Here is a 12,238-nt window from a genome sequence, read left to right on the forward strand (position 1 = left end):
ATGCGGTGGACCGGCACACATCACGTGCCACGCAGGCGTTCTCCATGAAAGACGCCTGTTCAAATCTGGCAGGGCAATGCGTTGCCCGCCGCAGACGGCTCAGGCCCTGGAATACACATGTCGGATCGCTACGAACTTTTCCTCACTTGCCCCAAGGGCCTCGAAGGCCTGCTTGCCGAGGAAGCCACTGCGCTGGGCCTGCAAGAGACCCGCGAGCACACTTCAGCCATTCGCGGCTCGGCCGACATGGAGACCGCTTACCGGCTGTGTCTCTGGTCGCGACTGGCCAACCGCGTTTTACTGGTGCTCAAGCGCTTCCCGATGAAGGATGCCGAAGACCTCTACCACGGCGTACTGGATGTCGAGTGGCAGGATCATCTTGAATCCGACGGCACCATTGCGGTGGAATTCAGTGGTCATGGTTCGGGCATCGATAACACCCATTTCGGTGCATTGAAGGTCAAGGATGCGATCGTCGACAAGCTGCGTACTCCGGATGGCGAGCGTCCTTCGGTCGACAAGATCAACCCCGATCTGCGCGTGCACCTGCGCCTGGATCGCGGCGAAGCCATTCTGTCCCTCGACCTGTCCGGGCATAGCCTGCACCAGCGCGGTTACCGTCTGCAGCAGGGCGCCGCACCGCTGAAGGAAAACCTCGCCGCCGCGATCCTGATCCGCGCTGGCTGGCCGCGCATCGCTGCCGAGGGCGGCGCGCTGGCTGACCCGATGTGCGGTGTCGGTACGTTCCTGGTCGAGGCCGGCATGATCGCCGCCGACATCGCCCCGAACATCAAACGCGAACGCTGGGGCTTCTCTGCCTGGCTCGGCCACGTTCCGGCGCTGTGGCGCAAGCTGCACGACGAAGCGCTGGCACGCGCAGAAGCCGGGTTGGCCAAAACGCCTTCATGGATTCGCGGTTACGAGGCCGATCCGCGGCTGATCCAGCCTGGGCGCAACAACATCGAACGTGCAGGTCTGAGCGACTGGATCAAGGTCTATCAAGGCGAAGTCGCGACCTTCGAACCGCGTCCGGATCAAAACCAGAAAGGTCTGGTGATCTGCAACCCTCCGTACGGCGAACGCCTGGGTGATGAAGCCAGCCTGCTTTATCTCTACCAGAATCTGGGCGAGCGCCTGCGTCAGGCCTGCCTTAACTGGGAAGCTGCGGTGTTCACTGGCGCGCCTGACCTGGGCAAGCGCATGGGCATTCGCAGCCACAAGCAGTATTCGTTCTGGAACGGTGCCTTGCCGTGCAAATTGCTGCTGATCAAGGTCACGCCTGATCAGTTCGTGACCGGCGAGCGTCGCACACCCGAGCAGCGTCAGATCGAGCGCGAGAACCCTGTCGAAGTTGAAGTTGTTGAAAGAAAGCTCAACAAGAACGGCAACCCGATCAAGCCGGAACCGGTGGTGGTCGAACAGGCGCGCCTGAGCGAAGGCGGGCAGATGTTTGCCAATCGCCTGCAAAAGAACCTCAAGCTGATGGGCAAATGGGTGCGCCGCGAAGGTATCGATTGCTACCGCGTCTACGACGCCGACATGCCTGAATACTCGCTGGCGATCGACCTGTATCACGACTGGGTTCACGTTCAGGAATACGCAGCGCCCAAGTCCATCGATCCGGAAAAGGCTTCGGCCCGGCTGTTCGATGCACTGGCGGCCATTCCGCAGGCGCTGAACATTGACAAGAACCGTGTGGTGATCAAACGTCGCGAGCGTCAGAGCGGCACCAAACAATATGAGCGTCAAAGCGCGCAGGGCCAGTTTCTGGAAGTCAGTGAAGGCGGCGTCAAGCTGCTGGTCAATCTGACCGACTACCTCGACACCGGCCTGTTTCTCGACCATCGTCCGATGCGTATGCGTATCCAGCGCGAGGCCTCCGGCAAGCGCTTCCTGAACTTGTTTGCCTACACCGCGACGGCCAGCGTGCATGCCGCCAAGGGCGGCGCGCGCAGCACCACCAGCGTCGACTTGTCGCGTACTTACCTGGACTGGGCGCGGCGTAACCTGTCACTGAACGGCTTCTCCGACAAGAACCGTCTGGAGCAAGGGGACGTGATGGCCTGGCTGCAGGCCAATCGCGACGAGTACGACCTGATCTTCATCGATCCGCCGACGTTCTCCAACTCCAAGCGCATGGAAGGCATTTTTGATGTGCAGCGTGATCAGGTCGAGCTGATCGATCTGGCCATGGCGCGTCTGGCACCAGGTGGCGTGCTGTACTTCTCCAACAACTTCCGCAAGTTCGTGCTCGATGAAAATCTGAGTCAGCGCTATGCGGTCGAGGACATTACCGCGCAAACCATCGACCAGGATTTTGCCCGCAACGGCAAGATTCACCGCGCCTGGAAAATCATGGCGCGTGCCTGATACGGTATGTGATGAGCTTGCCTGTAACAGTTTTGTACAGGTTTGCTCATCGCTCCCTATGAAAATTACTGGCGAATAGCTATAACAGAAGTCATAGCCAGCTTGACGCTTCAGCATGTTGGCGTCATGAGTTTCTGTGTATGACAGCGAAACGGTTCAGGCTCAGAGTTCTGAGTTTCATCAACGGCCAGCTCTCAGCGTGGCCGATAGCCGTTTTGGCATTGATGGTCGGAGCGGCACTTACCATCATGTTGGCGCTGGCCGACAATGAGCTGTACCAGCGTCAATTGCGCCAGCGTTTCGACATGCTTGCTGCGGAGCGCTTCAGTCGTCTTCAGGAGCGTCTGGACCGGCAGGTCACTCGGCTGGACACCCTGTGTCGCTTCTTTATCTTTTCCCATCAGGTCGAGCAATCGGAATTCGACGGCTTTGTCGCGCCATTGCTGATTGGAACCCAGGCCTACGCCTGGAACCCGAAAGTAACGCTGGCGGAGCGGGCCGCTTTTGAACAGCAGGCGCGCGAGGAGAGCTCAGCCGAATATTTCATAAGAGAAATGGATGAAAACGGTGCGTTGAAAACCGCCACTGTACGCAACGAGTATTTTCCGGTTCGGTTCATCCAGACACTCAGCAAAGTTCCGACGCCGTCGGGGTTTGATATAGCCTCGGAGCCGGTACGTCATGTCGCTCTTGAGCGTGCGCGTTTGCTCAAGCGCATTGTTGCAACGCCTCGTATCAGCCTGTTGGCCCTTGACCCGTCAGACACGTACGGAATTTTGCTGGTGGCGCCGGTGTTCTCCATCGGCCAGTCGCCTTCGGAATTGAGGGGCTATGTCACTGCAGTGATCAGCCTGACGCAATTGATGAGCATCGGCACAGCGGAGCAGGACAATCTTGCGGTCACCATGCTTGACCTCAGTTCGCCGGCAAAGCCTGAGCAGGTTTACCAGTCGCCGGTCGTAGCAGTACGCAATCATTTGTATGCCAGCAGCCTGCTGAGCCTCGGTGACAGGGATTATCTGGTCGAGGTTCGCCCTACGGAAATCTTCAGCCAGAGCAATCAGACCATGATGCCGGGCCGGGTGCTTTGGCTTGGCGGGCTTTTGAGCCTGATGCTCAGCGCGTTGCTCTACAGCCTGATCAGCCAGCGTCAGCGAGCGCTGCAGCGTGTGGCGCAGCGTACCCGTGAGTTGCGCCAGCGCGGGCAGCAGTTACGGGCGGCGCACGGGCAATTGCGCAGTGTGCTGGACGCCGCGACCGAAGTGGCGATCATTGCAACCGACCTGGATGGGTTGATCAAGACGTTCAACGTCGGTGCGCAGAAAATGCTGGGTTATTCTCAGGAAGAGGTACTGGGCAGGCTGCGCCTCATGGACCTTTATCAGCCGGCCGAGCTGGAGGCCCGCGCGAGTGTATTGAGCAAGGACCGCGGGCACCCGATCAGCGCTTCCCGGCTGATGTTTCTCGACGCCGTGCAAGACGGTCATCACCCTTCGCAGGACTGGACCCTGCAGCGCAGTGACGGCAGCACCCTGATGGTAAACATGCTGGTTACCGCCGTGCGCGACGATCAGGGGCTCTGGACCGGGTATCTGGCGGTGTGCATCGACGTCACGGAGCACAAGCGCGTCAACGAAGCGCTTGCCGAACAAGGGCAATTGTTGAAAAAACTTGGCTCGCAGGTGCCTGGCGGCATTTATCAGTATCACCTGGCTATCGACGGCAGTGCGCGCTTCAGATACGCCAGCGCTGGCATGTGCGAGCTGTTTGAAGTCGACGAAGCGCAGTTGCTGGGCGATTCCGAGGCCGTTCTGCGACGTATCCAGCCACCGGATCTGACGCGTGTCAGAAGCTCTATTCTGGCCAGTGCGAAGCATCTGACACCCTGGAGCGAGGAGTACCGTGTCGACCTGCCACGCAAGGGCCAGCGCTGGCTGCGCGCTGCGTCCACGCCAGAACGGTTGGTAGATGGCAGCGTGCTATGGCACGGTTTTGTGTCCGACATCACCGACCTCAAGCGTGTCGAACAGGAGTTGCGCGCGCTGTCGGTCACCGACGTACTGACGGGTGCCTACAACCGGCGCTATTTCCAGGACCGCATGCAGGCCGAGCTGAAAAGGATCGACCGGCACGGCGGTAACCTGTCGATCATCATGCTCGATATCGATCATTTCAAGCGCATCAATGATCGTTTCGGGCATGCCGCAGGCGATCAGGTGCTCAAGGCGATTTCGGAAAAGATCAGCCAGCGCCTGCGTAGCGATGATGTGTTCTGCCGCCTTGGGGGTGAAGAGTTCATGGTGATCTGCCCGGGCACACGGGGTTCGCAGGCGTATCAACTGGCTTTGAGCCTGCGCGAGGGCTTGCGTAACCAGGTTATCGAAGGCGTCGATCAGGTTGTGACGGCCAGCTTCGGCATCGCCAGCTGGAGAGCCGGTGAGGGGATCGACACAATGTTGTTGCGCGCTGACTCGGGTGTCTATGCCGCCAAACAGGCCGGTCGCGATCGGGTCGAGCCTGAGCAGATCTGACGCACACAGACCCGCTTCGAAAGCGGGTCTGCTGGTTACAAGCGGCGGGTGGTTATTGCTGGATCGAGACCGTGGTGTTGGTCAGTTTCGGCTGTCGATACAGATCGACCAGTACCTCGTCCAGTATCGAGGATGCGCCAAACGGACGCGGGTCGTTGAGGATCGCCACGACCGCCCAGGTGTTGCCGTTGCTGTCGCGGCTGAAGCCGGCAATAGCGCGAACCGTGTTCAGCGTGCCTGTCTTGATGTGCGCTTCACCCAGCAACGGGGTGCGCTTCAGACGTTTACGCATGGTGCCGTCCATGCCTGCCAACGGCATCGAACTCATGAATTCGGCAGCATACGGGCTGCGCCACGCAGCCTGCAGAATAATGGCCATCTCACGGGCACTGACACGTTCCGCACGCGACAGGCCGGAGCCGTTCTCCATGACCAGATGCGGCGCGGTGATGCCTTTTTTCGCCAGCCACTGGCGGATGACGCGCTGGGCAGCCTTGCCGTCGTCACCGTCAGCTTCATTGCGGAACTCTTCACCCAGGCTCAGAAACAGTTGCTGGGCCATGGTGTTGTTGCTGAATTTATTGATGTCACGAATGACTTCCACCAGATCCGGCGAAAAAGCCTTGGCCAGAAGCTTGGCATTACCGGGCAAAACGCCAACGCGGTCCTTGCCCTGGATAGTGCCGCCCAGTTCCTGCCAGATGGCCCGTACTGCGCCTGCCGCATAGGTCGGATGGTCAAGCAGCGAAAGGTAGGTCTGCGAATTGCAGCCGTTGCCCAACTGGCCAGTCACCGTCACATTGACGCTGCCGTCAGGCTGGGTGACCGGGTTGTAGCGCACATCCCCGGTGCATTGCTTTGATGCGCTCGCCTTCACCTGGTTGTCGATGCGAATGGTCGCAATCGGCGGCTCGACCGAGACCAGAATTCTGCCGTCATCGTTTCGGGTCACGAAGCGCAATGCCTTGAGATTGACCATCAGCGCATCAGGCTTGACCAGAAACGGCTTGTTATCATCGTTGCCGTCATCATTGAATTCGGGCAATTGCGGCTGCACAAAATGGCTGCGGTCCAATACCAGGTCACCGGTCACCTGTTGCACACCATTGGCGCGCAGGTCACGCATCAGCAGCCAGAGTTTTTCCATATTCAGCTTTGGATCGCCGCCGCCTTTGAGGTACAGGTTGCCGCGCAGCACGCCGTTGCTCAGGGTGCCATCGGTGAAGAATTCGGTTTTCCACTGGTGGGTAGGGCCGAGCATTTCCAGCGCGGCGTAGGTGGTGATCAGCTTCATGGTTGAGGCCGGGTTGACCGATACGTCGGCATTGAACACGGTCGGCGTGCCCGGCCCGTTGAGCGGCAACATCACCAGCGAAAGCGCGTCATCGCCGAGTTTGCTGGCTTTCAGAGCCTGTTGAACCTTGGGGGGCAGCGTGGTGTTGATGACGGCAGCGTAGGAGGGCAGAGCCAGTGGCAAAAGAATTGACGCGAGCAACAATGGACGTAGAGACTTGATCATTGAATAAAACCCTACTGCAAGGGGGGACATAAAAAAGAGGGCATGGATGAATTCCCTCGGTAACTATTTCGCTGCGATGTTGATAACTATAGTAGTGAATGCGTAGCGGGCTTTTTTGTAACATACAGTGCCACGCATGAAACGACCCGCATTATGCCCCAAGCAGGGCAGGCTTGTGATGGGGGGCAGGCCGGTAAACGTTATTTTTTATCGATTGGGCCTGCATCACTGTCGCAAGACCGGATATCCATGACAGACCGCAATTGTCGGGCTTTTAAATCGTCAAGCTGGTAAAGTGCCGCCCGATATTTATTGATGAGGATTGTCCCATGGCCACTAACCGCTCCCGCCGTCTGCGCAAAAAACTGTGTGTGGACGAGTTCCAGGAATTGGGTTTTGAACTGAACCTGGACTTCAAGCAAGAGCTGGATGACAAGGCAATCGATGCTTTCCTTGACGCTTTTCTGAAAGAAGCAATGGAAGCCAACGGTCTTGGTTATGTGGGCGGCGACGACTTCGGTCTGGTTTGCCTGAGCAAGCGTGGCTCGGTCAGCGAAGAACAGCGTGTTGCTGTCGAAGCCTGGCTCAAAGGCCGCAGTGAACTGACAGAAGTCACTGTCAGCCCGCTGATCGACGTCTGGTACCCGGAAAAAGAAATCAACCCGGCCGCCTGATGTAACGGGAGGCAGGCCAGCGCCTGCCTCTCTTGCTTTTCCCCCGCTTGTTCCCCTTCGCTACATCGTCTTTGAAACGTCTTCAGTCAGGTTTCGCCTGCTGCAGAATCAGCGCGTCCTCAAGCTCGATCATCGCCAGCTCGACAACCTGCTGACAGGTATGGAACTGTTCATCCGGCGTGTCCGCTTCGCAGGCCTGCTCAAGTGCATCGCAGGCATCGACCACCCTTGAAGCGCTGATGATCCGTGCGGCACCTTTGATCCTGTGGGCCAGGTCGCGGGTTTTCCTGCGATTGTTTTCCGGTATCAGTCTGGCCAGCAACAGCCGGTCCTCGTGATTGCTTTGCAGCAGCTGCGCAAGCAGGCGTTCAACCATTTCCGGACGGTTACCGGTCAGGTTGCTGATGCTGTCGAGGCTGAACGGCAGAGGTGTGCGCGACAGCGGCGAAACGGCTGTCAGCCGTTCGCTGAGCATCGAAAGGCTGATGGGTTTGAAGAGGCAGTCGTCCATGCCTGCTGCGCGGCAGCGCTCGATCTCGTCAGGCTGCGCATTGGCCGTGAAGCCCCAGACCGGACAGCGTGGCTGGCCGTCTGCGTCTTCAATCGCGCGGATTGCAGTGGTCATGTCATAGCCGTTCATGACCGGCATGTTGCAGTCGACAACCACCAGATCAAAGGTATCGGTCTTCCAGTGCTCAAGCCCCTGCGCGCCGTTTTCGGCCATTTCGCAGTGGTGACCTAGAAAACCGAGTTGCTGGCAGAGCAGCAGCCGGTTGGCAGGATGGTCGTCGACGATCAGGATCCGTAGCGTCTGGTGAGCGACGGCTAGCGGTGGCGTAGTAACGGGCTGGCCTGTGAGTGGTTCAAGCGTGGTAAGCACCAGGTTCATACTGATCCGGGTGCCTTGGCCTGGTACGCTATCAAGCGAGAGGTTGCCGCCCATCATCATGCAAAGGCTGCGGCAAATCACCAGGCCCAGCCCGGCACCGGTGCGCGCCATCTGCCCGGTGTTATCGGCCTGGGCAAAGGGCTCGAACAAACGCTGCTGATCTTCGGCGCTGATGCCTATACCGCTGTCCTGAACGGTAATGTGCAGGTGCAGCAGTTGCGGGTCCGGGCTCTCGGCTGCCTGCAGCACGATCTTGATCCGTCCCATAGGGGTGAACTTGATGGCGTTGCTGACGAGGTTGGACAGTATCTGTTTGAAGCGCAGAGGGTCGATCAGCACATCGGCGTTGATCCGGCTGTCCAGTTCCAGCACCAGGTCGAGGTCCTTCTGGCGAGCCAGACCGTCGAATACCCGCAGTACCGACTCTACCAGTCGACGCAGGTTCGCCCGCTCTGGATTCAGTGACAGTCGGCCGGATTCAATGCGCGCAATGTCGAGAATGTCACCGATCAGGTCCAGTAAGTCGTTGGCCGAGCTGTAGGCGACTTCGATGGCTGAGCGGTCCAGTTCGCCATGATCGGCACGTTTGAGCGCCAGCTCCAGCATTCCGATCACTGCATTCATGGGCGTACGGATTTCATGGCTCATGGTGGCAAGAAAGGTGCTCTTGGCACGGCTGGCAGCGTCAGCCTGTTCCTTGGCGGCCTGCAAGTCTTCAATAAGCTGGCGACGCTCGCTGATATCGATCCAGCCGCCAATGATGCCCTGCACCTCGCCCAGAGAGTCGCGAAAGGGGAGGATCCAGTGGTAGATGGTCATCTGCCGGTCGCCAATGCGCAGGGGCCGGTCGAGGATCAATGCAGTGTTACTGGCCATGACCCGTTGATAGTCGGCAGCGTATTCCCGCGCTTCGAAGGCATTGCCCAGCACTCCTTCGGTAGCGCTCTTGCCGATAATGTCTTCACGTTGCGCTGAGAAGACCCTCAGGTAGCTGTCATTGCACATGCGCAGCATGCCTTCGCGATCCCGCACGTAGATCGGATGGGGCGTGCCTTCAACCAGTGCGCGCATGAATTCGAACTGGTCGCCCAGCGCCCGCTCTGCCGCTTCACGCTGACGTATCTGCCGCCGCATCCAGGCATTCCAGGCCAGCAGGCCCAGCAGCAACAGGGCCTGCACTGATCAGAATCTGATAGATAAGGCGTTCGTAGTCATGCCAGCTGGCGCTTGAAGGGGCATAGGCGCGCCATCGATTGTTGATCGCCGCCAGATCCTGCGGCGCGATGCTTGCCAGCGCCTTGTCGAGAATCGAACTCAGCTCGGTGGCATTGCGTGAGGTAGCCATGGAAATCAGCGCTGGGTCCTCGCCGATGGTGGCGGTCATCTGCAGGCGTTCCTCGAAGATGCCTGAAGACAGAAAGTAGTCTGCGCTGAGCAGCGAAATGACCGCGCCTTCCGTTCTGCCCAGTGACAACATGTCCAGCGCCTGGAACGGGTTGTCGATTTCCAGCGGTACGACTCTGGGGTATTTGCGTCGCAGCCAGTCCAGCATCGGGCTGCCTTGGGTTATTGCCAGACGTTTGCCGTCCATCTGTTCCAGATAGCTGGGCGAACCCTGGTCCTTGCGGGTGACCAGTACAAATGAGTTGTCGATATACGGCCGGCTGAAGCTCAGGTGGTCTTCTCGTTCATCGCTGGACACCAGTGCGCCGATCAGGTCCGCCTGGCCCTCGCTGACCTGGTTCAGCATATCGGTCAGGCTGGGCGAGCGCTTGACGTCGAACCTGAGGCCGGTGCGCAGGCGGACCAGTTCAAGCAGGTCGGCGGTGATGCCGCGAAAGTTGCCCTTGGCGTCAAAGAAGGTCAGCGGTGCGTACGCTTCGTTGACCACCACGCGCACGGTCGGGTGCTGAGCGATCCAGCGTTCCTCGCGTTGCGTCAGTTGCAGCTTCTGGTCGGTGAGCATCAGGTCGCTGCCGGTGCTCCAGCGCCTGGAAATGTTGATGCGCTCATCGACTGGAATCGCTTTCAGTGTCTGGTTGATGACACCCAGCAATTGTGTGTTTTCATTGCTGACGGCGAAGCTGAAGCCATTGGGCTCGTGCTTGCCGAAATTCGACATTTGCACATTGTTCAGATAGCCCTTGTTGATGATGTACTGGGTGGAAATCGTATCGCCCAGAAAGACATCGGCCTGGTTGAAGGCTACGGCGTTGATGGCGTTCTGAAACGAGGGGTAGGTCTTCAGTGTTGCACCCGGGTACGTCGCCTCGACCTCTGCGGGTGGCAAATAGTGATAGACCATGCTCAGCCGCATGCCTTTCAGGCCATCGTTGAGGGGGCGCGAGTCTCCGACCCGGGTGACCAGCACGGGCTGATCCACCGAGTAGGGCTGTGACAGTCTGATGTTGCGATCAACTGCTTCAAAGCCGTTGGCAGTGCCCAGCAGGTCGACCTGGCCTGTGATCAGTGCCTTGATCGCTGCATCGCGGGTTTCGAAGCGCTGCACCCTGACCGGCAGGTCCAGCGCATCCGAAATGATGCCCGCGTAATCGGCAGTGATGCCTTCATAGTCGTTGCCTGACATTGTGATATCGAAGGGCGGGTAATCAGGGTTCGAGATGCCGAGAGTCAGTTCACGTTGACCGCGCACCCATTGCCATTGGTTGCTGTCCAGCTTCACGTCCATGTGTGCCGGGCTCGAGCGACCAAGCAGTGTGTAATGTTCGGCCGCATAAAGGCTGGCCTGAGCACTCCAGCCCATGCACAGGCCTGTGGCCAGTATTAATAATTGTCTAAAGCGTGTGGGCATCCGGTTTCTCACACTAGCGCGTTGCGTTTTGCCATCTCGATAAGTTCTACCAAGGTTCTGGTTTTCAGCTTTTGCATAAGTCGCGTTTTGTAAGTGCTGACGGTCTTGTTACTGAGAAACATGCCCTTGGCTATTTCCTTGTTGGAGCGGCCTTGAGCAAACAATTGCAACACCATCAATTCGCGATCATTGACCAACTTGAACAATTCCAGCTCGTTCGTCTGCCCGTCTTCGCGAACGGCACACGCCAATGCCTGACTGGGAAAGTAATTGTAGCCGGATAATACCGCTTTCACCGAACTGAGCAGTTCGCTCAGGTCTTCCTGCTTGCATACATAACCGGAAGCGCCCGATTGCATGCAACGAATGGCAAACAGGTTGGGGGTTTGCGATGTCAGCACCAGTATCTTGGAGGGCAACCCCATCGTATTGAAGCGCGCCAGTACCTCAAGGCCGTCGAGCTTGGGAATGCTGATGTCGAGAATGATCAGGTCAGGCATGCATTCGCGAACCATTTGCATCGCGTCGACGCCGTTATCGGTTTCGCCCACCACTTCGTAATTTTCGTTTTCCAGAAGCATTCTGACTGCCATCCGGATAACCGGATGGTCGTCGATGATAAAAACTGAGTTCATATTCCATTCCATAACAAGCAGTGAAGAAAGCGCGCACCTTAGCTCAGATGTTCGGGCAGGCACATAAAGAGACTTGCTCGGCAGGCATATATAGGAAAAGTCCTACAATAATTAGCGTATCGGAGTACGTAAAAGCCTACGTTGAACACAAGTGTGTTTAAACGTTAATGCTTATTTCGGTGTGTATTTGGTTATTGATGCACGTGGTGTTTATTACTTTATGGAATCATCATTCATGTGGGTTGATGATTTCCTACGAGACTGAACGTGAATTCACAAGCAGCGCGGTTTTGCATCAGTTGCCGTTTACATAGTTGCGAGGCATTTCCGAAGTCGCTTGAAACAGGAATGCAGATGTCACTCAGGGCTGTGCCCCAGCAAGCGGCTGAGGTCAGGTCCATGCAGGGGTTTGCTCAGGCAGCCGAGCAGGGGCAGGTCGCGCTGCGTGGCAAGCTGCTGCAGGTTTTCAAGCTGTACATCAGGCAGGCCGCTGAGAAGAATGGCCTGATGCAGCAAGCCTTGACGGGCTGCCTCGTCGATCAGGTCGAGGCCTGACATATCCGGCAGGCACTGATCGCACAGTAACAGCCCATAGGGCTCCGGGCTGCGTTGCATGGCAGCCATGGCCTCTGCGGCGGTGAGTGCGGGAGTCAGTAGAAAATAGCCCTGATTGTTGAGCAGCACCTGAGTGGCGATCAGTTGAAACGGGTGATCTTCCACCAGGAGGATGCGCAGGCTGTGTGTGGACATGAGTTTTCCGGAAAGGCCCTGGCGAGACGTTCAGGCCTCGCAGACGGCGTGCGGACCG

At 58.0% G+C, this 12,238-nt stretch carries 6 protein-coding genes and 1 pseudogene; 3 read left to right on the forward strand and 4 right to left on the reverse strand.

Going from position 1 to position 12,238, the window contains the following annotated elements:
- Positions 1–117: 117 nt before the first annotated feature.
- Both rlmKL and RYA97_RS25420 read left to right on the forward strand, forming a co-directional pair.
- Entirely contained in the window at positions 118–2,370 is a 2,253-nt protein-coding gene (gene rlmKL, locus RYA97_RS25415) for a bifunctional 23S rRNA (guanine(2069)-N(7))-methyltransferase RlmK/23S rRNA (guanine(2445)-N(2))-methyltransferase RlmL (protein WP_005779835.1), read from the forward strand.
- A gap of 140 nt (positions 2,371–2,510) precedes the next feature.
- The gene (locus RYA97_RS25420) at positions 2,511–4,901 is read left to right on the forward strand and encodes a diguanylate cyclase (protein WP_010200607.1); all 2,391 of its coding nucleotides are present in this window, start codon (positions 2,511–2,513) and stop codon (positions 4,899–4,901) included.
- Between the two features lie 52 nt (positions 4,902–4,953).
- Here RYA97_RS25420 and dacB read toward each other — a convergent pair whose 3' ends face one another.
- The gene (dacB, locus tag RYA97_RS25425) at positions 4,954–6,420 is read right to left on the reverse strand and encodes a D-alanyl-D-alanine carboxypeptidase/D-alanyl-D-alanine-endopeptidase (protein ID WP_002553058.1); all 1,467 of its coding nucleotides are present in this window, start codon (positions 6,418–6,420) and stop codon (positions 4,954–4,956) included.
- Between the two features lie 329 nt (positions 6,421–6,749).
- On the opposite strand from dacB, the gene RYA97_RS25430 reads away from it, so the two are divergent.
- Positions 6,750–7,094, forward strand: a complete 345-nt coding sequence (locus RYA97_RS25430; protein WP_005732557.1) for a YggL family protein — start codon at positions 6,750–6,752, stop codon at positions 7,092–7,094.
- An 82-nt stretch (positions 7,095–7,176) separates the two neighbouring features.
- Here RYA97_RS25430 and RYA97_RS25435 read toward each other — a convergent pair.
- The 3 genes and pseudogenes from RYA97_RS25435 to RYA97_RS25445 form a co-directional block, all read right to left on the reverse strand.
- Positions 7,177–10,747: pseudogene (locus tag RYA97_RS25435) on the reverse strand (transporter substrate-binding domain-containing protein).
- Between the two features lie 56 nt (positions 10,748–10,803).
- Positions 10,804–11,430, reverse strand: a complete 627-nt coding sequence (locus RYA97_RS25440) for a response regulator transcription factor (RefSeq protein WP_005732559.1) — start codon at positions 11,428–11,430, stop codon at positions 10,804–10,806.
- Between the two features lie 357 nt (positions 11,431–11,787).
- Entirely contained in the window at positions 11,788–12,180 is a 393-nt protein-coding gene (locus tag RYA97_RS25445) for a response regulator (RefSeq protein ID WP_002553114.1), read from the reverse strand.
- Positions 12,181–12,238: the final 58 nt, after the last annotated feature.

Source organism: Pseudomonas syringae group sp. 26L6, from assembly GCF_032587815.1.
GTDB classification, from domain to species: Bacteria; Pseudomonadota; Gammaproteobacteria; order Pseudomonadales; family Pseudomonadaceae; genus Aquipseudomonas; species Aquipseudomonas amygdali.

Coding starts and splice junctions, on each gene's coding strand:
- rlmKL (WP_005779835.1), top strand. CDS start 118: ATGTCGGATCGCTACGAACTTTTCCTCACTTGCCCCAAGGGCCTCGAA.
- RYA97_RS25420 (WP_010200607.1), top strand. CDS start 2,511: ATGACAGCGAAACGGTTCAGGCTCAGAGTTCTGAGTTTCATCAACGGC.
- dacB (WP_002553058.1), bottom strand. CDS start 6,420: ATGATCAAGTCTCTACGTCCATTGTTGCTCGCGTCAATTCTTTTGCCA.
- RYA97_RS25430 (WP_005732557.1), top strand. CDS start 6,750: ATGGCCACTAACCGCTCCCGCCGTCTGCGCAAAAAACTGTGTGTGGAC.
- RYA97_RS25440 (WP_005732559.1), bottom strand. CDS start 11,430: ATGAACTCAGTTTTTATCATCGACGACCATCCGGTTATCCGGATGGCA.
- RYA97_RS25445 (WP_002553114.1), bottom strand. CDS start 12,180: ATGTCCACACACAGCCTGCGCATCCTCCTGGTGGAAGATCACCCGTTT.